19 protein-coding genes and 2 pseudogenes are annotated in these 20556 nt (G+C 63.7%); 16 read left to right on the top strand and 5 right to left on the bottom strand.

Going from position 1 to position 20556, the window contains the following annotated elements:
- The 11 genes from IVB36_RS38865 to IVB36_RS38815 all read left to right on the top strand — a co-directional run bounded on the left by IVB36_RS38865 (window position 1) and on the right by IVB36_RS38815 (window position 10508).
- Window positions 1-807 (top strand): biotin--[acetyl-CoA-carboxylase] ligase, encoded by an 807-nt coding sequence (locus tag IVB36_RS38865; RefSeq protein ID WP_085394843.1) that lies wholly within the window; start codon window positions 1-3, stop codon window positions 805-807.
- Window positions 807-2477, top strand: a complete 1671-nt coding sequence (locus IVB36_RS38860; protein WP_018455079.1) for a ribonuclease J — start codon at window positions 807-809, stop codon at window positions 2475-2477. Before IVB36_RS38865 ends, IVB36_RS38860 begins: the two co-directional genes overlap by 1 nt.
- A gap of 12 nt (window positions 2478-2489) precedes the next feature.
- Window positions 2490-2894 (top strand): methylmalonyl-CoA epimerase, encoded by a 405-nt coding sequence (gene mce / locus IVB36_RS38855; protein ID WP_018455078.1) that lies wholly within the window; start codon window positions 2490-2492, stop codon window positions 2892-2894.
- A 9-nt stretch (window positions 2895-2903) separates the two neighbouring features.
- Window positions 2904-3179, top strand: a complete 276-nt coding sequence (locus IVB36_RS38850; protein WP_018455077.1) for a DUF1467 family protein — start codon at window positions 2904-2906, stop codon at window positions 3177-3179.
- Window positions 3180-3209: 30 nt separating this feature from the next.
- The gene (locus IVB36_RS38845; protein ID WP_007603574.1) at window positions 3210-3557 is read left to right on the top strand and encodes a hypothetical protein; all 348 of its coding nucleotides are present in this window, start codon (window positions 3210-3212) and stop codon (window positions 3555-3557) included.
- Window positions 3558-3592: 35 nt separating this feature from the next.
- Window positions 3593-4873 (top strand): S-methyl-5-thioribose kinase, encoded by a 1281-nt coding sequence (gene mtnK, locus IVB36_RS38840; RefSeq protein ID WP_018455076.1) that lies wholly within the window; start codon window positions 3593-3595, stop codon window positions 4871-4873.
- Window positions 4874-5007: 134 nt separating this feature from the next.
- Window positions 5008-6594 carry an ABC transporter substrate-binding protein gene (locus IVB36_RS38835; RefSeq protein ID WP_039799326.1) on the top strand — a complete coding sequence of 529 codons (1587 nt, stop codon included), beginning with the start codon at window positions 5008-5010 and terminating at the stop codon, window positions 6592-6594.
- Between the two features lie 60 nt (window positions 6595-6654).
- Window positions 6655-7578, top strand: coding sequence for an ABC transporter permease (locus IVB36_RS38830; protein WP_018455074.1), 924 nt, complete (start codon window positions 6655-6657; stop codon window positions 7576-7578).
- On the top strand, window positions 7575-8396 hold the full coding sequence (locus IVB36_RS38825; RefSeq protein WP_007603580.1) for an ABC transporter permease: 822 nt from the start codon (window positions 7575-7577) through the stop codon (window positions 8394-8396). The genes IVB36_RS38830 and IVB36_RS38825 overlap by 4 nt, the downstream gene beginning before the upstream one ends.
- Window positions 8393-9373, top strand: a complete 981-nt coding sequence (locus IVB36_RS38820) for an ABC transporter ATP-binding protein (RefSeq protein WP_204511344.1) — start codon at window positions 8393-8395, stop codon at window positions 9371-9373. Before IVB36_RS38825 ends, IVB36_RS38820 begins: the two co-directional genes overlap by 4 nt.
- Entirely contained in the window at window positions 9366-10508 is a 1143-nt protein-coding gene (locus IVB36_RS38815; RefSeq protein ID WP_247370263.1) for an oligopeptide/dipeptide ABC transporter ATP-binding protein, read from the top strand. Before IVB36_RS38820 ends, IVB36_RS38815 begins: the two co-directional genes overlap by 8 nt.
- Here the strand turns inward: IVB36_RS38815 and IVB36_RS40305 are convergent.
- Window positions 10423-11045 (bottom strand): annotated as a pseudogene (locus IVB36_RS40305) (LysR family transcriptional regulator). The gene IVB36_RS38815 and the pseudogene IVB36_RS40305 overlap by 86 nt on opposite strands.
- Window positions 11046-11174: 129 nt before the next feature.
- Between IVB36_RS40305 and IVB36_RS38805 the strand changes: the two are divergent.
- Both IVB36_RS38805 and IVB36_RS38800 read left to right on the top strand, forming a co-directional pair.
- Window positions 11175-11567: a RidA family protein gene (locus IVB36_RS38805; protein WP_247370264.1), complete on the top strand. Its 393-nt coding sequence runs from the start codon at window positions 11175-11177 to the stop codon at window positions 11565-11567.
- A gap of 41 nt (window positions 11568-11608) precedes the next feature.
- Window positions 11609-12313 carry an L-2-amino-thiazoline-4-carboxylic acid hydrolase gene (locus IVB36_RS38800; RefSeq protein WP_204511342.1) on the top strand — a complete coding sequence of 235 codons (705 nt, stop codon included), beginning with the start codon at window positions 11609-11611 and terminating at the stop codon, window positions 12311-12313.
- 326 nt (window positions 12314-12639) lie between these two features.
- Here IVB36_RS38800 and IVB36_RS38795 read toward each other — a convergent pair whose 3' ends face one another.
- From IVB36_RS38795 to IVB36_RS38780, 4 genes and pseudogenes are all read right to left on the bottom strand, one after another.
- Window positions 12640-13668, bottom strand: coding sequence for an ABC transporter permease (locus IVB36_RS38795; protein ID WP_085353317.1), 1029 nt, complete (start codon window positions 13666-13668; stop codon window positions 12640-12642).
- 12 nt (window positions 13669-13680) lie between these two features.
- Entirely contained in the window at window positions 13681-15183 is a 1503-nt protein-coding gene (locus IVB36_RS38790) for a sugar ABC transporter ATP-binding protein (RefSeq protein WP_231188447.1), read from the bottom strand.
- 6 nt (window positions 15184-15189) lie between these two features.
- Window positions 15190-16212, bottom strand: a complete 1023-nt coding sequence (locus tag IVB36_RS38785; protein WP_247370265.1) for a sugar ABC transporter substrate-binding protein — start codon at window positions 16210-16212, stop codon at window positions 15190-15192.
- Between the two features lie 141 nt (window positions 16213-16353).
- Window positions 16354-16757, bottom strand: a pseudogene (locus IVB36_RS38780) (globin).
- 476 nt (window positions 16758-17233) lie between these two features.
- Here IVB36_RS38780 and IVB36_RS38775 point away from each other — a divergent pair.
- The 3 genes from IVB36_RS38775 (at window position 17234) to IVB36_RS38765 (ending at window position 20541) form a co-directional block, all read left to right on the top strand.
- Window positions 17234-17608 carry a DUF2946 family protein gene (locus tag IVB36_RS38775; protein WP_247370267.1) on the top strand — a complete coding sequence of 125 codons (375 nt, stop codon included), beginning with the start codon at window positions 17234-17236 and terminating at the stop codon, window positions 17606-17608.
- 84 nt (window positions 17609-17692) lie between these two features.
- On the top strand, window positions 17693-19900 hold the full coding sequence (locus IVB36_RS38770) for a TonB-dependent receptor (RefSeq protein ID WP_247370269.1): 2208 nt from the start codon (window positions 17693-17695) through the stop codon (window positions 19898-19900).
- A gap of 122 nt (window positions 19901-20022) precedes the next feature.
- Entirely contained in the window at window positions 20023-20541 is a 519-nt protein-coding gene (locus IVB36_RS38765) for a copper chaperone PCu(A)C (RefSeq protein ID WP_247395008.1), read from the top strand.
- Window positions 20542-20556 lie beyond the last annotated feature (15 nt).

Here is a 20556-nt window from a genome sequence, read left to right as displayed (position 1 = left end):
ATGGCATTCGCGCTCGGTCCTCGTGCGGCGTCGGCGGGCTACAAGCTCGCAGCTTTCGAACGGACCGGCTCGACCAATACCGAGGCGATCGAGCACGCGAGGCGCGGCGAACGCGGCCCGATGTGGTTCGTGACGTCGGAGCAGACCGCCGGCCGCGGCCGCCGCCAGCGCCCCTGGATCGCACCAAAGGGCAACCTTGCAGCCAGCGTCCTCGAAGTCCTGGACGTTGCCCCTTCCGTCGCCGCGACGATCGGCTTTGCGGCCGGGCTGGCCGAGGAGGCCGCCCTGGAGAAGGTCAGCCTGGAGGCTGCACTGCGCCTCGGCGAGGGCCGTCCCCGCTACGCCCTGAAATGGCCGAACGACGTGCTGGCCGGCGGCAAGAAGCTGGTCGGCATCGGCCTGGAGGCCGAAGCCATCGGCGACCGTCTTGCCATCGTCGTCGGCATCGGCACCAACGTCGTCGCCGCGCCCGAGGGTACGCCGACGCCTGCGGTGTCGCTGGCCGCGCTCGGCGTCCAGATCAGTGCGGAGGAGTTGTTCTCGGCGCTCTCCGATGCCTGGGTGGAATTCCGCGGTATCTGGGACAATGGCCGTGGCTTTGCCGAAATTCGCAAATTGTGGCTGGAGCGCGCCGCCGGCCTCGGCGAGCGGGTCGCGATCCACACGGGAGTGATGACGCTGGACGGCATTTTTGACACGATCGACGACACCGGCTGCCTGATCGTCCGCACCGCGGAGGGCCGGCGCGTGCCGGTCGCCGCGGGCGAGGTGTTCTTCGGCACGGCCGCCTCCGTGGGAGCTGCGTGATGGCGAAGCCGGAAGAACTGGTATTTGCACCGCTCGGCGGGGTCGGCGAGATCGGCATGAATTTGTCGATCTACGGCCTCGGCAACCGCCAGCAGCGCGCCTGGCTGGCGATCGATCTCGGCGTCTCCTTCGGCGACGAGGAGCATCTGCCGGGCATCGACCTGATCATGCCCGACGTCAGCTTCCTGGAGAAGGAACGCAAGAATCTGATGGGGCTGGTGCTGACCCACGCCCATGAGGATCATTTCGGCGCCATCATCGACCTTTGGCCGAAGCTGAAATGTCCGATCTACGCGACGCAGTTCAGCGCCGCGCTGTTCGAGGCCAAGTGCGCCGCCGAGCGCAATGCGCCCAAGATCCCGGTGACGGTGGTGCCGTCGGGCGGGCGCGTCGATATCGGCCCGTTCAACGTCGAGTTCATCCCGGTCGCGCATTCGATTCCGGAGTCGCATGCGCTCGCGATTCACACCGAAGTCGGCACGGTGCTGCACACCGGCGACTGGAAGATCGATCCGACCCCGATCATCGGCCGCCCGACCGACGAAAAGCGGCTGCGGGAGCTCGGCGATGCGGGCCTGCTCGCCCTGATCGGTGATTCCACCAACGCCGTGCGCGACGGCCGCTCACCCTCGGAGGCCGAGGTTGCGAGCTCCATCACCGAGCTCGTCAAGGCCGCCAAGGGCCGCGTCGCGGTCACGACCTTTGCCTCCAATGTCGCGCGCCTCAAGGCCGTCGCCATCGCTGCGAAGGCCGCCGACCGTGAGGTCGTCGTGGTCGGCCGCGCCATGGAACGCGTGGTGCAGGTCGCGCGCGAGACCGGCTATCTCGACGGCGTGCAGAGTTTCCGCTCCGCCGAGGTCTACGGTCATCTGCCGCAGGACAAGGTGCTGGCGCTCTGCACCGGCAGCCAGGGCGAGCCGCGTGCCGCGCTGGCGCGCATCGCCAATGACGACCATCCCGAGATCACGCTCAACCGTGGCGACAGCGTCATCTTCTCCTCGCGCACCATTCCCGGCAACGAGAAGGCGGTCGGGGCCATCATCAATGGCCTGGTCTTGCAGGGCGTGGAGGTCATCACCGACCGCGACCAGCTGGTCCATGTCTCCGGTCATCCCCGCCGCGACGAATTGCGCGACATGATCGCCTGGACCAGGCCGCAGCTCCTGATCCCCGTCCATGGCGAGGCCCTGCACCTGAATGAGCACGCCAAGCTCGCGCGTGCCGCCGGCGTGCCGCGCGTGCTGGTCTGCCGCAACGGCGATCTCGTCAAGCTCGGCCCCGGCGATCCCGGCATCATTGGGCAAGTGCCTGCGGGCCGTCTCTACAAGGACGGCACGATTCTGGAGGACTCCAAGTCCCGCGCGGTGGGCGAGCGGCGCCGCATGGCCTTCTCCGGCTGCGCCTTTGTCGCCATCGCCATGACGGAGCAGGGCGAGCTTGCCGACGATCCCGCGGTCGAACTCGTCGGTATCCCCGAGAAGAACAAAGCGGGCGAGCCCTTCGACGACCTCGTCTTCGACGCCGTGGTCTCCACCGTCGAGGGCCTGCCGAAGGCGCGCCGTCGCGACCCGGATGCGCTGGCGGAGTCGGTGCGACGCGCTGTCCGCTCCGTGATCAACGAACATTGGGGCAAAAAGCCCCCCTGTCTGGTACATGTGCTGACAGTGTAACGGGAGAGAAACATGCTGGGCCGGCTCAACCATGTCGCGATCGCGACCAAGGACGCCGTCAAGGCCGCCAAAATCTATGGCACCGCATTCGGGGCCCAGATCTCGGAGGCCGTCGCGCTGCCCGAGCATGGCGTCACCACGGTGTTCGCGACGCTGCCCAACACCAAGATCGAGTTCATCGAGCCGCTCGGCGAGGCCTCGCCGATCGCAAAGTTCCTGGACCGCAACGCCGACGGCGGCATCCACCACGTCTGCTACGAGGTGGTCGACATCATCGCCTCGCGCGACACGCTGGTGAAGGAGGGGGCAAGGGTGCTCGGCGACGGCGTGCCGAAGATCGGCGCCCACGGCAAGCCGGTGCTGTTCCTGCACCCGAAGGATTTTTCCGGCGCGCTGGTCGAAATCGAGCAGGCATAGGCCGAAGCCATGGCCATCCAGATCTCAACCGCGATCGCGATCTACTTCGTCATCTGGTGGGTCGCGCTGTTCCTGACGCTGCCGTTTGGCGTGCGCAGCCAGCACGAGGACGGCGTCGGAGTGCCGGGCAGCGACCCCGGTGCGCCGATCCTGACACGGATGGGGGGCAAGCTGATCTGGACCACCATCATCTCGGCGGTCATCTACGGGATCGCCATGGTCGCCTATCACGCCGGCTATTTGTCGATCGAGCGCCTGTCGAAATTGATGGGCATGCCGTTTTAGGATTTCGTGGTTGGCTTGGTTGGGGGAAGAATGACTTTTCAGCGGATCGTCGTCGCGCTTCTGGTGCTTATCGTCGCCGGTCTCGGTGCCATCGGCTATTTCGAGTGGAAGATGGCCGTGCAGGTGCGCACCCTGAAGGCGTTCGTCGAGGGCTATGTCTTCAATGAGGCCGTGATCGCCTGCGAGCAGGCCAAGAGCTCGACACCGTTCAAATGGAACGGCGGCAAGAGCACCGCGGTGATCGGCCTGAACTCGGTCAAAACAGACAAATACACCGTCAGCGCCAGCTACACGCTGGTGGCGGACAGCGTCTATTGTGATTACGATCCGATCAAAAGAAAGGCCGAGATCGGCTCGAGCTTCCTGGAGCGGGAGTAACGATTCGGCCATGCCAAGCATGGGATGGGATCGTCATGGCGCAGGGGCAGGGGGACTACCGGATTTTGCATGAGGCGGCGTTGCGGGACTATCTCGCGGGCGTTGCGGATCTCGCCGCGACCCTCGGCGGCGAGCCGGCCTCCTGGTCGATCACCGAAGTCGGCGACGGCAATCTCAATCTCGTTTTCATCGTCAAGGGCGGCCGCGGCGGCATCGCCGTGAAGCAGGCGCTGCCCTATGTCCGCCTCGTCGGCGAGAGCTGGCCGCTGCCGTTGTCCCGGGCTCATTACGAATATCTCGCTTTGTCGCGGCAGGCCGAGCTCGCGCCCGGCCTCGTGCCGGCGCTGCTGCATCACAACGAGGCCCTGGCGCTGACGGTGATGGAGCTGCTCGAGCCCCACATCATCATGCGCAAGGGGATGGTTGCGGGCTCGCAGTATCCGCGCTTTGTCGATGACATCACCACCTTCATGGCGCGGACATTGTTCTTCACCTCCGACCTCGCGGTGTCGGCGGCCGAGAAGAAGCAGGGCATCGCAGCTTTCGCCGGCAACCATGCGCTGTGCAAGATCACCGAGGATCTGATCTTCACCGATCCTTACCGCGTCGCCGAGCAGAACCGCTGGACTGCGCCGTATCTCGATGCGCTCGCCGCAGAGCTTCGCGAGGATATGGACCTCCACGTCGCGATCTCCCGGTTGAAGCTGAAGTTCATGGCGAGCCCCGAGGCGCTGCTCCACGGCGACCTGCACACCGGCTCGATCATGGTCACGGGCGGCGAGACGCGGGTGATCGACCCCGAATTCGCGTTCTACGGCCCGATGGGTTTCGATGTCGGCGCCGTGCTGGCCAACCTCCTGATGGCCTATTTTGCCTCCGCCGGGCATGAGCGCACGCCGGGCGAACGGCGTGCTTTCGAGGCCTGGGTGCTGGAGACGGTGGAAACGGTCTGGAACGATTTTACGCGAAAGTTCCTCGAGCTCTGGCGCGCTGGCGCCGCAGGCGATGCCTATCCCGCCTCACTGTTCGCCGGCGAGACAGGCGCGGCACGGCTGGAAGCCGAGCGGCAGGCCTACATGCAGCGGCTGTTCGCGGACACGGTCGGCTTCGCCGCGGCAAAAACCATCCGCCGCATCTTCGGCCTCGCCCACAATATCGACTTCGAGCTGATCGAGGATCCGCGCCGGCGCGCGATCAGCGAAGCACGCGCCGTCAGGCTGGCAAGGGCGATGATGCTCGAGGTGGGGGCGTTTCCGACCATCGCGGATGTCACCGCTGCAGCGCGAAAATTGCGCGACTGGCAGCCGGAGTTCTAGCGGGCTTCTGCGCAAATCGGTGGGGCCCGCGCGCGACGCTCGCATACGTCAACCCCTTCAAGACGCTTGCGCTCGACGTGCCGTGGATGGTCAACTCTCGGACCAGAGCACGCTGCGTTGTCGGAGGGACCATGATGTTCAGGATAGTGGCGATCATCGCGGGTTTGGGGCTGGCACTGGTGGCCTCGGCGGAGGCCCAGACGCCGCGCAAGGGCGGAACCATCCGCATGACCGCGCCTTATGGCTCGAGCTTCACCAGCCTGGACATTCTTACCACGCAGCGCGCCCAGGACGAGATCTACGCCAAGGCGCTGCACCGGTCGCTCTACATCTGGAATTCCACGGAAGGCAAGCCGGTTCTGGAGCTTGCCAAGGAGGACGTCGTCTCGGGCGGAGGCCTCGTTCATACCTTCAAGCTGCGCGACGACGCCTATTTCCACAACGGCCGCAAGATGACGGCCGACGACATCATCTGGACCTACAACCGCATCATGGACGGCACCAAGGCTTATCCCGGTGCGCGCTATGTCCGCGTGATCGAGGGCGCGGCGGCGGTCGAGAAGGGCCAGGCCAAGGAGATCTCCGGCCTGAAGAAAATCGACGACTTTACCTTCGAGATGAAGCTGACCGAGAAGGTCGATCCAGGTTTCTACTTCTGGAACGCGATCACGTCGATCTATCCCGCCGACGAGGCCGCCAAGGAGAGCTTTCTCCAGAAGCCGATCGGTCTTGGACCCTTCAAATTCGTCGAGCACGTGCCGGGGTCGCGCATCGTTCTGGAGCGCTGGGATCGGTTCTACAAGCCCGGCAAGCCCTACGCTGACAAGATCATTGTGTCGGTCATGGGGGAGGCCGCGGCACGCGATGTCGCCTTCCGCAACAAGGAGATCGACACCTCGGTGCTGGGACCGGCGCAATATGTCGCCTATCAGAACGACGCCGACCTCAAGGGCACGGTCGTGGAAGTCGCCGAGGTCTTCACCCGCTACATGGGGATGAATCCCGCGTTCAAGCCGTTCGCCGACAAGCGGGTCCGGCAGGCGATCAACTACGCGATCGACACCGACCTGATCATCAACAAGCTGGTCAAGGGCAAGGCCTACCGGGCCACCAGCTGGCTGCCGCTCACCTCTACCGCCTACGACAAGGCCATGAAGCCCTACGCCTTCGATCCCGCCAAGGCCAAGCAGCTGCTCGCCGACGCCGGCTATCCCTCAGGCTTCGAATTCGAATGGACCACCAGCCAGAACGAGAGCTGGGGTCTGCCGATCGTCTCGGCCGTGATCCCGATGCTGGACAGGGTGGGCATCAAGGCCAAGGTCAAGCAGGTCGAGACCGCGGTGCTGGCGGAGGTGGTTCGCAGCGGCGACTACCAGGCCTTTGTCTATTCGCAGGCGACCGGACCCGATCCGCAGGCCGCCCTCAAATGCTTCCACTCATCGACACCGCAGTCGGCCTGCAACTACATGAACTTCAAGAATGCCGAGTTCGACAAGCTGATCGACGAGGCGGGGCAGTCCGATGACGCTGCAAAGCGTACCCAGCTGCTGCAGAAGGCCAATGCTGTTCTCTACGAAGAGGCGCCGGTCTGGTTCTTCAACTACAACAAGGCGGTCATGGCCGTGCAGCCGTGGCTCAAGGGGGTTCAGCTGAATGCGACCGAACTGACCCATCAGAACGTCGAAGACCTCTGGGTCGACGAGACCTCGCCCGCGAAGTGACACGCGCTCTCGCGCTCCCTCCGTCGCCATGAACGACGGAGGGAGAGAGGAAAAGTGCCGATGCTCTCCTTCCTGTTCCGCCGCCTGCTGCAGACCATTCCGACCGTGCTCGCAGTGGTGGCTCTGGTGTTCGTGCTGTTCAGCGTCGTTCCCGGCAGCATCGTCTCGTCGATGAGCGACGATGCCGATCCGCAGGTCGAGCTGCGCATGAAGAAGCAGCTCGGGCTCGACGATCCCGTCTATGTCCGCTTCGGCGCCTACATCGCCAAGCTTGCGACCGGTGATTTCGGAACGTCGTTCCGGACGCGCGAGCCTGTGACGTTCATGATCGCCAAGCGGATATGGCCGACGCTCCAGCTCATCTTCACCGCCATGGCGTTTTCCGTCGTGATCGGTGTTCCCCTGGGTTTCATCGCCGCGCTGAAGCCGGGGGGTATCGTCGACACGCTGGCCATGGTCGTGGCGGTATCAGGCCTTTCGATCGCCAAATTCTGGCTCGGACTGGTGCTGATGTACTTGTTCGCGTTGAAGCTCGGCTGGCTGCCGAGTTTCGGCTATGGCGATGGCGGACTGAAATATCTGATCCTCCCGGCCGTGACGCTCGGCGTCTCGCCGATGGCGCTGTTCGCGCGGACGACACGCGCCGCGGTCCTCGAGATCATGACCGCGGATTTCGTCCGCACCGCGCGCTCCAAGGGCATGAGCGAGACCCGAGTCGTGAAGTGGCATGTGATGCGCAACGCGCTTGTCATCATTCTCACCACCGTCGGCCTGCAGTTCGGCGGGCTGATGGGGCAGGCGGTCGTGGTCGAGAAACTGTACTCCTGGCCGGGCATCGGCTCGCTGCTGGTCGACAGTGTCCTGCAGCGCGACATTCCGGCCGTCCAGGGCTCCATTCTTGTCGTGGTGCTGTCCTTTCTCGCTATCAATCTGCTGATCGACGTGCTCTACGGCGTGATCGATCCCAGGATCAGATACGCATGAAGCTCCGCGCCAATCTCATCATCGGTGGCGCGCTGTTCGCGCTTGCGATCCTGGTCGGCCTGCTCGCGCCATGGCTGGCGCATACCGATCCTGTCCTGGACGCCAATCTGCTCAACGCGGAAGAGCCTCCGAGCTGGACTTGGTGGTTCGGCACCGACGACCAAGGCCGCGACATCTATTCCCGCGTCGTCTATGGCGCGCGGGTTTCGCTGACGGTCGGCATCGTCTCACAGCTCATCAATAGCGTCATCGGCGTCGCGTTGGGCCTGAGCGCCGGCTATTGGGGCGGCTGGTGGGACGATGTCGTCAACGGCCTGACCAATCTCATGCTCGCGATCCCCTCGCTGATCTTCGCGTTGGCCATCATGGCGGTGCTCGGTCCCGGCCTGACCAGCCTGCTGATCGCACTCGGCTTGACCAACTGGTCCTTCACGTGCCGGATCGCGCGGGCCTCGGCGCTGTCGCTGAGGAGCCAGGGCTATGTGCAGGCCGCGACCGTGCTCGGCTACGGCGATCTCCGCATCATGATCACGCAGCTGCTGCCGAACATGCTAGGGCCGATCGTCGTCATCGGCACGCTCGGCATGGGCAGCGCGGTCTTGTCCGAAGCCGCGTTGTCGTTCCTCGGCCTCGGCGTCCGCCCGCCGTTTCCGAGCTGGGGCAGCATGTTGTCGGATGCCCGCGATCAGATCACGACCGCGCCGTGGCTCTCGGTGTTTCCCGGCCTTGCGATCTTCCTGACGGTGCTCGGCCTCAATCTGCTCGGTGACGGCCTGCGCGACATTCTCGATCCGCAATCGCGGAGCCGGCGCACATGACCCGCACGCCGCTGATCGAAGTCGAGGATTTGCGTATCGATCTCGACGATGGATCGCGGCGCGTTGCGGCGGCCGAGGGCATTTCATTCCGCATCGATCGCGGCGAGACGTTCGGCCTTGTCGGCGAATCCGGCTGCGGCAAAAGCATCACGGCGCTGGCCTTGATCGGCCTGTTGCGGCAGCCGTTGTCGATCGGCGGCGGTGTCATCCGGTTTGAGGGACGGGAGATCCAGCACCTTTCAGCCGCCAGGCAACGGGATCTGCGCGGCAATCGCATCGCCATGATCTTCCAGGAGCCGATGACGGCGCTCAACCCGGTCTCGCCGGTGGGCCGGCAGATCGCCGAGATGTTCGTGCTGCACAAGGGCAAGAGCTGGCGGGAAGCCGATAGACTGGCGGTCGAGGCGCTGGCGAGCGTGCGCGTTCCCGCCCCGGAGCGGCGCGTGAAGGATTACCCGCACCAGCTGTCCGGCGGCATGCGCCAGCGCGTGATGATCGCCATCGCGCTCGCTTGCGGTCCGGATCTCCTGATCGCCGACGAGCCGACCACGGCGCTCGACGTTACCGTGCAAGCCGAAATCATCGAGCTGATGCGGAATCTGTGTGCCGAGCGGGGAACCGCAATCCTGATGATCAGCCACGATCTGGGGCTGGTCGCCAATGTCTGCCGCCGCGTGGCCGTGATGTATGCCGGCCGCATCGTCGAGGAGCGCGGCTCGGCCGATATTTTCCGGGCACCCTCGCACCCCTATACGCGAGGCCTGGTTGCCTCGCTGCCGCGGCTCGGCAGTCGCGCAGCGCTTGGCCGCAGCCGCCTGACGGAGATCGCGGGTGTGGTCCCGGCCATCACGAATTTCCCCAACGGCTGCCGGTTCAATCCGCGTTGCGCGCAGGCGACCGATATTTGCAGGACCACCCCGCCGGAAGCGGATTTGCTGGACGCCGGCGGCCTGGTCAGGTGTCACCACCATGCATGAGCCGCAAGCTAGTTTGGTTGAAACACGGCCGGACGACGATGTCATTCTCAGCGTCAGAGATCTCGCGGTCCATTTTCCGCTCGGAGGCGGCCTGCTCGGGCGCGGCCGGCGGCTGCTCCACGCCGTCGACGGCGTCGATCTCACCCTGAAGCGGGGCGAATGCCTCGGCCTCGTCGGCGAGTCCGGCTCCGGCAAGTCGACGGTCGCATTGTCGATCCTTGGCCTCGTGACCCCGACGCGCGGCCGCATCGTGCTGGACGGACAGGACGTGACCAACCGACCATCCGGCGATCGGAAGGCGCTGGCCCGCATCGTGCAGATCGTGTTTCAGGATCCCTACGCCTCGCTCAATCCGCGCCAGACCGTTCGCCGCACGCTGGAAGATCCCCTGCGCGTGCATGGCGTCACGGCCAAGAGCGAGATCGACGACCGCGTCGCGAAGATGCTGCGGCATGTGGGCCTGCGGCCGGAGCAGGCCGACCGCTACCCGCATGAATTCTCAGGCGGCCAGCGCCAGCGCATCGGCATTGCGCGTGCGCTGATCCTCAATCCGAAGATCGTCATCTGCGATGAACCGGTCTCGGCGCTCGACGTCTCGATCCGCGCCCAGATCATCAATCTGCTGCTGGAATTGAAGGAAACGCTCGGCCTCTCCTACATCATGATCAGCCACGATCTCGGCGTCGTCGAACACATGAGCGACAAGGTCGCCGTGATGTATCTCGGCCGCATCGTCGAGAACGGCCACTGGCGCGAGATCTTCGAACGGCCCGCGCACCTCTATACGCAAGCCCTGATCGCCGCCATCCCCGATCCCTTGCGCCATGCGCCGCTGGCGACGACAGGGGGCGACCTTCCCAACCCGCTCAATCCGCCGAACGGATGCGCATTCAGCCCGCGATGCCGGTATGCGGAGGCTGTGTGTCGGCGCGAGCCGGGGCCTGTGCTGGAGACGCGAGCCGACGGGCACGCGGTGAGGTGTTGGCGAAGTGACGAAATTGGTGCAGCGAGCGTCGCTCTATCTCCGTTACCCTCCGTGCCGGTCGAGCCTATCGTCTGCCACCAACCAGACGAGGGCGGCGATTCGCTATCGAGTTCTCCGCCGGCAGCGCACGCAGCCACGCGCGAAAACTGACGATCTCCGGACAATCCGCGGTGCCTTCAGGCGAAACCAGCCAATCACCCAAACCCGATCCCTGATCGATCCGGTCGCAGCGATAGCCGGGATGGTGGCCGAGGCCGCGGGCGAGCAACAGGTCGACCTTGCCTTCGACCAATTCGTGCAGGCCGGCCGGGTGCAGCACCCGCAAGCCGATCTCCGCATGCGTGCTGCGAAACGCCGCCAGGTCGAGGCGGCGGAGGTCGAAGCCGCCATGGATGCCCAATTGCAGCAGCACCGCACCTGCCGGTTTCAATTGCGAGGTCGCCTCCGCAATGTGGCGAAAGCCTTCGGAGACGCCGGGCAGATAGGCCTGACCGGCGACGGTGAGGACGAGCTGCTTATGCAGCCGCTCGAAGAGCTGCACGCCGAGGCGCGCCTCCAGCGCCTTCACCTGCTGCCCCACGGCGGCGGGCGTCACGTGCAGCTCGTGTGCGGCCAGTTTGAAGCTGAGATGCCGCGCGGCGGCCTCGAAGGCGCGCAGCGCGTTGAGTGGGGAAGGGCGTAGGTCATCGGGCTCCATTTTGACACTGATGGGCTGTGGCCTTGCAATAGATTTTCTTGCGCTGAACCGCAGCAATGATGCTTTGCGGAGCGGTGATGGCGCCGGATACGGTCCGACCCGCAATCCGGAGAAACCTCGTGCCCCCAGCTCACCTCGTCAGCCACAATCCCGCAACAGTCCATGCGCCTGCCGGCGGCTACTGCATGGGACTTGAATTGACGCAGTATCGCCGCCTGTTGTTCATCAGCGGCCAGGTGCCGGAGAGACTCGACGGCACCGTGCCCGAAGGTTTCGAGGCGCAGTGCGAGCAGGCCTGGCGCAATTTGATCGAGGTGCTTGCTGCCGCCGGCCTTGGCATCGCGCATCTGGTCAAGGTCACCACGTTCCTGACTGACCGCAATCAACTCGTGACCAACCGCTCCATTCGTCGCGCGATGCTGCGCGAACACCAGCCTGCGCTGACGGTCGTGATCGTCGAGACCGTCGACAGCAAATGGCTGCTGGAGATCGAGGCGATCGCCGCGGAGTGAACCAGCCGACTTTGCAATGAGCCAATCATATCGGGTGTCCCATGGCTGAGATCATCCATCCGTTTTACGAAGCGCATCGCGGTGCAATGGAGGCCGCCATGCGCGATCGGCTCGATTTGGCCGAAGCGATGTTGCGTGAGTGCGCGCAACTTTCCGAGATCGACGAGATCAGGCGCGAGGTGATGGACGAGTTCGAAATCGTGCTCACCCAAATGCCCTATGTCGGCGGCGCGGCAAGCCGCATGAGCGATTTCTTCATGCGTCTGATGGGTTTTATGGCCATCAGCCGGGTGCTGCGGCGCCACGGCGTGCCGGTGCCTGTGATCGGCGAGATCGAGCGGGAAACCTACAAGGCGCAATTGCTCACCGCGCCTGAAGCGGAGCGTCTCGCCTCAGGGCGTCAATTCATGTCGCCGGAGAACCAGGCCTTGCTGCGCGAGCAGGCGGCAAGAAGCGCGACTGAAAGCCATCAGACCGAATTTCCGGAAGATTTCGTCTACGATTTCGTCGAGCCTGATACGGGTGACAGTTTTGAGTTCGGCATCAACTACAAGGCTTGCGGCTTCTGCAAACTCGCGGCGCGCCATGGCGACAAGGACATTTTGCCGAACATCTGCGGGCTCGATTTCGTTGCCTACGCAGCGCGAGGCATCCGGCTGGAAAGGACACAGACGTTAGCGGGCGGTGCGAGCCACTGCAATTTCCGGTTCTCGCGGCTTGCGCCGGATGAGAAAGCGGAGAGCTAAGCCGCGTTCTCATGCTCCGCGATCGAGGTGAGGCTGGATTGCCCCTGCTGTCACGTCGTCATTGCGAGCGCAGCGAAGCAATCCAGAATCTTTCCGCGGCGGCAGCCTAGATTGCTTCGCTGCGCTCGCAATGACGGAGTTTGGGGAGCGACCCTGAGCCCATCCGCGCCCGCTGCCACGATGACATCCTGCTCCTGTTTTGCCCGACGAGTCAAATGCCGCCACGGTCGCAGCTACACAATTTCGGGTTTTTGTAAGTCGTTGAATTCCCTCACAGTCTCTACTGTGCATGGGGTTGTTTTCGCGCTTTTTGTTTTGAGGGGCGGCTATTCCACCGCTTTCTCCCTCAGCCGCTGCGCATAAACATTGATCACCAGCGCTGCCAGCAGGATCAGGCCGCGGATCAGGATTTTCAGGAAGCTGTCGATGTTGACGTGGTCGAGGCCGTTGTTGAGAACACCGAGAACGAAGAGACCGACGATGGTGTTGCCGATGCCGCCGCGGCCGCCGAACAGGCTGGTGCCGCCGACGACGACGGCAGCGATGGAGTCGAGCAGATAGGTGTCGAACTCGTTCTGCTGCGCGCTGCCGAAATGAGCGACACCGAGCATGCCGCCGATCCCGGAGCACACCGCCGAAATGACCATCACCGCGCCGAGGATGAGCTTGACGTTAAGGCCGGAATATTCGGCCGCCTCGCGGTTGCCGCCGACCATGTAGACGTAGCGGCCGAAGCGCGTGTAGGTCAGCACCAGATGTCCCAAGAGGAGCATGATCGCGGCGACGATGACGATCCATGGGATGCCGCCGATCGATCCGGAGCCGAGCGTGGTGATCACGCCGGGCACCTTGTAGGCGATCTGGCCCCGCACCAGCAGCGCCGAGATGCCGGCCGCGATCTGCATCATCGCCAGGGTCATGATGAAGGAGGGGATGCCGATCACGGTCAGTCCCAGCGCATTGACGAGGCCGAGAAACGCGCACAGCAAAATGGCCAGCAGGATCGCTGCGGCCCCGGGCAGGGGAATGTTGGGAATGTTGACGTAGGATTCCTGGAGCGTGAAGTAGGCGACCGCGATGCCCGTGACGTTGGCGATGCTGGCGATCGAGAGGTCGATCTCCGCGCAGAGGATCACGAAGGTGAGGCCGACGGCGATGATGCCTGTGACGGAGACCTGCGTCAGGATGTTGCCGAGATTGTCCAGCGTCGCGAACGACGGACTGGCCAGCGCGAAGAAGCCGGACAGGAAGATCAGCGTCAGGAACGGGGCGATGTTGCGCATCTGCGAGCGCAGGAAGGGCGCAAGCCCTCGCGTCCGCTGCCCCGCCGCCAAAGCCGTGTCACTGCTTGCCATGGTGCTTCTCCGTCACGCCGCTTCCAGCAGGCGGTCCTTGCTGACCGGCTCGTTCTTGAATTCGCGCACCAATGCGCCGCGCTTGAGCACCAGGATGCGGTCGGCCAGCGACAGCACCGTTTCCGGCTCGGTCGACAGCACGATGATCGCGAGCCCCCTGGCGCGGAGATCACGGACGATGTTGATGACGTCGTTCTTGGCGCCGACATCCATGCCGCGAGTGGGCTCGCAGAGCACCAGCAGTTTTGGCGGATAGGTCAGCCATTTCGCCAGCGCGACTTTCTGTTGGTTGCCGCCGGAGAGCATGCCGAGATCGAGGCCGACCACGGGCGGCCTGATCTGGAGCTGCTCGACCTGGCGCTTTGCGATGTCGCGCTCCTGCGCCGGCTTGAGCAGCAACGCCGAGATGCGATCGAGGATGCTGATCGAGATGTTCTTGTAAACCGGCTCCTGGTGAAACAGCATCGCGCGCCGGCTCTCCGGCACCAGCGCCACCCCGGCGCGCCGCGCCGCCGCCGTGCTCGCGAAGGTCTTGGGCTTGCCCTCGACAGCGAGCGTGCCGCCGTCCGGCTTCAGCTTGCCGAACAAGATGCGCGACAGCTCCTGCTGGCCGCAGCCCATGAAGCCGTAGATGCCGAGCACTTCGCCGGCGCGCGCCTCGAAGGAGATGTCCTTCAGGCTGCGGGCCAGCGACAGCTGGTCGACCCTTAGGACAACCGAGCTGTCGCTCGGTTGGGGCAGCATCAAATCGTCGCTGTAGCTGTGCTCGAGCGCTTCGCCGCCGCGGCCGATCATGGCCTCGATCAGCGCGCCCTTGTTGGTCGCGGCACTTGCCGTCTCCGCGACCTTCCGCCCGTTGCGGAACACGGTGACCGTGTCGGACACGCGCAAGATGTCCTCGATGAAATGCGAGATGAAGACGATCGCCGTGCCTTCCTCGCGCAGGCGCCGCAGGGTCGCGAACAATCGCTCGACCTCGGGCGGAGAGAGGGCGGACGTCGGCTCGTCCAGGATGACGATGCGCGCGCCGGAGAACAGCACGCGCGCGATCTCGATCAGCTGCTGCAGCCCAATCGGGAGGTCGCCGAGCCTGCTCATCGGATCGACGTCGATGCCGAAGCGGGCGAGCTGCTCGCCGGCCTCCCGCGCCATCCGCCGCCATTGCACGAGGCCGAGCCGGTTGGTCGGCTGGTTGCCCAGAAACACGTTCTCCGCAACCGTGAGGTCGGGCGCGACCGACAGCTCCTGGTGCACCATGGCGATGCCGGCGCTGTGAGCGTCGCGGGCCGAGCGGAAATGCGTCTCCTGTCCGTCGATCAGGAAGCGACCCGAGAATTCGGTGTGCACGCCGGCGATGATCTTCATCAGCGTGCTTTTTCCCGCGCCGTTCTCGCCAACGAGACCATGGATCTCGCCGGGTGAGAGCGCGAAGTCGACACCACGAAGCGCCTCGACGCCGCCGAAGCTCTTCGTGATGCCCTGCAGTTCCAGAATGGGCGAACGATCCTCTCGCATGGAGGCTCAGATCAGGAAGTGATCCTGCATCCACTGCATGCCGGCGGCGTTGGCCTTGGTCACGACCGGACCGTCGGTGACGACGTTCTTCGGGATGCCCTGTCCGCTCTTTTCGCCCCCGACCACGGCGGAGACGCCCGCAATGATGGCGCCGCCATGAATGCGGCAGGACGGATTGCGCACGGTGGCGAACATGCGGCCTTCGCTGACGGCCTGGATCGCCGGCGGCATCGCATCCACACCGCCGATCAGGATGTTGGTGCGGCCCCGCGCCTTCATGATGTTGGCGGCGGCGAGCGCCATGTCGTCATTGTGGAAGAACGCCGCGTCGATCTGCGGATACTTCGTCAGGTAGGTTTCCCAGAGACGCGCGGTCTTCGACACATCCCAGTCGGCCGGCTGGGTGTCGAGCACCTCGATCCCAGGGAATTGCTTCACGACATTGTTGAAGCCCTTGGCGCGGCCCTGCGCGCCGGTGTGGCCGAGGGCTCCTTGCGTCATGATGATCTTGCCCTTGCCGCCCATGGCGTTGCACAGCGCCTGCGTCACCGAGGCGCCCATGAACTCGTTATCGGGGGCGAGGAAGGAGTGGACGTTGATCTGGTCGAGCGGCGCAATCAGCGTGTCCATATCGATCACGGGCGTGCCGGCGTCGATCATCTTCTGCACCGGCTGGGTGAGCGTGCCGATGCCAAAAGCCTGGATCGCGACGAAGTCCCATTTCTGCGAGGCCATGTTGTCGATCGCCGCGCGTTGCTTCACGGCATCGAGCTGGCCGTCGAACCAGGTGACCTCGACATTGAACAGCTTGCCCCAGAATTCCGCGGCCTGCTTGCCCTGCGCGCACCAGGTCGCCTGGAGGCCCGCGTTGGAGAACGCCGCCTTCAGCGGCTTCTCGCTTCGTCCGACTTCGGCTGCAAGGGCGGCGTTTATGCCCATGCTGCCGAGGATGGCAGTCGCGGCGCCGGCGGTTGCTGCCGCCTGAAGAAGATCGCGCCTCGTCGTCGAGAAATCTTTCGTCCCGGACATCGCTCGCTCCCATACAATTCTATCTCGGCGCGTCATTGATTGCGCGACCGATGTTCGAAAGTGTCTCACAAGAGTTGGTGCCACTCAATCCGCAATCAACGGCGGGGTCGCCGCGAGCCCGTGTTGGTGCAGCGCAAAGCGTCAGGCCTGTACGGCGGCGAACGCGTCGATCTCGATGAGCAATCGGTCCCATGCCTGCGCCATGCCCGGCGACCATTCATCGCGGAGAAGATCGCGCAGCGTATCCCTGATGACGGCGAAGAAGGCGATGAACAGCTCGCGCGGCGTGCCGTAGCCATCGTGCGATACGACCTCGCATGTGATCAGCCGGAATTGCCCGCGGCGATCACCGGCGAAGTCGAGAATCGCCTCGATCGTGAGTGCGAGCATCGATCCCATCACGATCTCGCTGCCTAGCGTGCGGAACATCGCCCGGGTTTCGGGATGCTGCTCGAACAGCCGCGATAGACGAGTGGCGTGAGATCGATGCAGCGCGAGGCTGCAAGTTCAAAGCTCTGTTCGATCGGATTGGGAGAAGGATTCATCGGTGCTTTAGCCCCGCAGACAAAAAAAGAGCGGGGCCCTAGCCCCGCTCGAAAATTGTGTCGACCCTATTATCCCCGATTCTAAGATTTGATCTTGATTGGCGGGGCGACGCTGCATTTTGCGCGTCAGGGGCTCCTCCCGAGACTTGGACCACCAGACTTCGACCTCGCGGCCAGCCTGAGCAAAAGGATGCTAGATCAACTTTTCTCACTTGTCATCATTTTCGGCAACGAATGTTCAAAATTCGAGCAATTGACGAAATGATCGGACGGCCGGCCGCATAAGTGTATGACAAATATAAGAAATCTGTGGATGGGCCAGGTCTCGACTGCCTCAAATCCCGGAGGTCCCCTCCCTTGGGCCGGCCGGACCACAGTTTCCGGGGAATTTGCGCTGGACCAAGAAGGCGGCGGAACCGGGCTCGACTTGGCCATCCGCCGGTGTTTAGTTAGTAGACGAACAAACGGTTCAGCGGATGCGCGCACGGCTGCAAAAATTCCTACCTCTGGTCCTGCTTGCCCTAGTGATGCAGGTGCTGGCGCCGATTGCCGCCTGTCTGGCGGCCGGCCAGGCCGTGGCCGATCCGCTGTCCGCCGCCGTCATCTGCCACAGCGCAGGCGAGCAAGGCGGGCTGAACGATCCGGCGGGTACGCCGGTCGCACATGCCGGTGCGTGTGCCCTCTGTTGCCTGGCGCAGGTGGGCGCGTCGCTCGATTCGCCGCCGCACGCCGCACTCTCCGTTCCCTTGCGCCACGCCCAGCGCGTGGTGTGGCGCGCGGCGGAGGCATTCGCCGGCGCGGCCCATAAGGGCACAAACGCCCAGGCGCGCGCCCCGCCTCAATTTTCCTGACGACTCTCGTGATCGCCGCGGTCCGCCGCAGGCGATTGATGCTGTCGAATGGCCGGAGAGAAAGCCCGGCGTCAGGAATGCCCTATGTTACGTTGTCATGCCCGCCGTGGCGTGAGCGTCGTTGCCATTCAGGCCGCGCTGCTTGCGTCGTCGAGCGGAGCCTTTGCCCAAGACAGCAGCGCAGTGCTGCCGCCAATCACGGTTGAGGCGCCTCACCAGAAGCGTACGCCGGCGGTCCGACCGCCACGCAATTCTGCGCGATCGGCCCGCATCACCCGAAGCCTGCGAACGACCCCATCACCGCAGGAAACCGTGAGCGACCAGAGTGCAGGGGCTCCGGGTGCCCTGACGGTTCTGACTGCTCAACAAGCGCTGGCGGAAATTGACCAGACTCCGGGCGGCGTGGCGCTCGTGTCGGCCGAGGCGTACAGGAACTCGACGCCGTCCAACACGATCAAGGATGTTCTGGATTACGTGCCCGGCGTGTACGCCCAGCCCAAATGGGGCGACGACACCCGTCTTTCGATTCGCGGATCCGGCCTGTCGCGCAATTTTCATCTGCGCGGCGTGCAGCTCTATATGGACGGCATTCCGATCAACACCGCGGATGGCTATGGCGATTTCCAGGAGATTGATCCGAGCGCCTACAAATATGTCGAAGTCTTCAAGGGCGGCAATGCGCTTCAGTTTGGCGCCAATTCGCTGGGGGGCGCGATCAACTTTGTGACCCCGACTGGCCGCGACTCGTTTCCGAACGGTGTATCCTTCGATGTCGGAGGATTCGGCTACAAACGACTTCAGGCGAACGCGGGAGGCGTCAACGGGCGGTGGGATGGTTTCGTGACCGCTTCCGCGCAGGCCGCAGACGGATTTCGCGATCAGAGCTTCGGCTCGAGCAACCGTTTGAGCGGTAATGTGGGCTATCAGTTCTCCGCGGATGTCGAGACACGGTTCTACCTCAATGCCAACGAGGTGCGGCAGCGAATTCCGGGTACCGTGACCAAGACGTCCGCTTTGACCGATCCGGAAGCTGCTGCACCCGCGAATGTTGCGATGGATCAGCAGCGCAATATCGATACTGTCAGGCTCGCCAACAAAACCACCGTTCGTTTCGATGATACCAAAGTCGAATTCGGCGCCTTTGGCGTCGATCGCCATTTGATGCATCCGATCTTCCAGTGGCTGGACTACCGTTACAAGGACTACGGCGGATTCGCGAAGATCACGGATGACCGCACCATTGGCGGCTTCCGCAACAAGTTGGTCGCAGGCGTCAATGTGCTGAACGGCAGCATTGACAACCAGCAGTTCGCCAACATTGGCGGGCAGAAGGGCGCACTGCTTTCTTCCTCGATCGATCGGTCGGAGAATATTTCCGCCTATGTCGAGGACAGCTTCTACGTCCTTCCAAATCTTGCGCTGATCGGCGGCACGCAATTTCTCTACGCGACCCGCAATCGGCAGGATCGCTTCATCAGCGACGGGGATCAATCGGGGGCAACGCGCTTTAATCTCTGGTCGCCGAAAAGCGGTCTGTTGTGGCAAATCGATCCGGCTTGGCAGGCCTTCGCCAATGTCTCGCGGAGTGCCGAGGTGCCGAGCTTCGGCGAAAGCGCGATCGGTCTCGGCATTCCGACGATCCCGTTCACCAGCATCCGCCCGCAGATTGCGACCACGTACGAAATCGGGACTCGCATGAAGCGATCTGATTATGCCTGGGAACTGACTGCCTACCGGGCCAACATTCGCGACGAATTGCAATGCCTCTATAGTGCTTTCGGCAATTGCAATGTGACCAATGCCGACCGCACCATCCATCAGGGCGTCGAGGCCGGCGCGGGCGCAGCCATCTTTCGTGACATCTTCGTCAATGGCCCGGCGCCGGACAAGATCTGGCTAAATGTCGCCTATTCCTTCAACGACTTCCGCTTCGACAAAGATCCGATCTTCGGAAACAATCGATTGCCGGGAGCCCCAACTCACTATTTGCGCACGGAGCTTCTCTACAAGCACCCTACCGGTTTCTATGTTGGACCCAACGTAGAATGGGTGCCACAGGCCTACTTCGTCGACAGCATGAACACGCTGACGACAGAGCCTTACGCCCTGTTGGGATTGAAAGCCGGATTCGACAATGGCGGCCCGATGTCTGCCTACATCGAGGGGCGCAATCTCACCAACAAGACCTACATAGCCAGCGCCAGCATCATCGATCGAGCGACGGCGACGTCAGCATTGTTTGAGCCGGGTACTGGAAGAGCAGTATACGCTGGAATGAGGTATCGATGGTGACGCTCTATGCTCGGCTCCGCGGCAGGCCCGCATTCCGAATGCCGATGCTGACGGCGGCGGAAAGTGATCGCAAGAATGCAGGGCCATTCTTGGCCCGATCAATCGAGAAAGAGGCAATCAACATGAAGAATATCGGACGAACTCTCCTTGCAATTTCACTGTTGCTGACCGCCTGTGCCGTCGCGCAGGCCGAGGACATCAAGGCCGGCGATCTCGTCATCTCGCACCCGTGGAGCCGGGCGACGCCGGGCGGCGCCAAGGTCGCCGGCGGCTATCTCACCATCGAGAACAAGGGCACAGTGGCCGACAAGCTGGTCAGCGTTTCCGCGGATATCGCGGGGAAGGCCGAGGTTCACGAGATGGCGATGGAGAACGGCGTGATGAAGATGCGCCTGCTCGACAAGGGCCTGGTGATCGATCCCGGCAAGACGGTGAAGTTCGCCCCCGGCGGCTACCACCTCATGCTCCAGGAGCTGAAGGGCCCCTTCAAGCAGGGCGACAAGGTGCCAGTGACGCTTCAGTTCGAGAAGGCCGGCAAGGTCGCCGTTTCCCTCGACGTCCAGGGCGTCGGCGCGCAGGCGCCCGGCGACAGTGGGCACATGATGAAGAAAATGCCTGATCATTCTGGAATGAAGATGTGACGAGCATGATCTGGA

It is taken from the genome of Bradyrhizobium sp. 35, from assembly GCF_023073215.1.
GTDB lineage: Bacteria > Pseudomonadota > Alphaproteobacteria > Rhizobiales > Xanthobacteraceae > Bradyrhizobium > Bradyrhizobium canariense_D.
The sequence above is the reverse complement of the archived record's forward strand: the minus strand, read 5'-3'. Positions and strand labels throughout refer to the sequence as shown.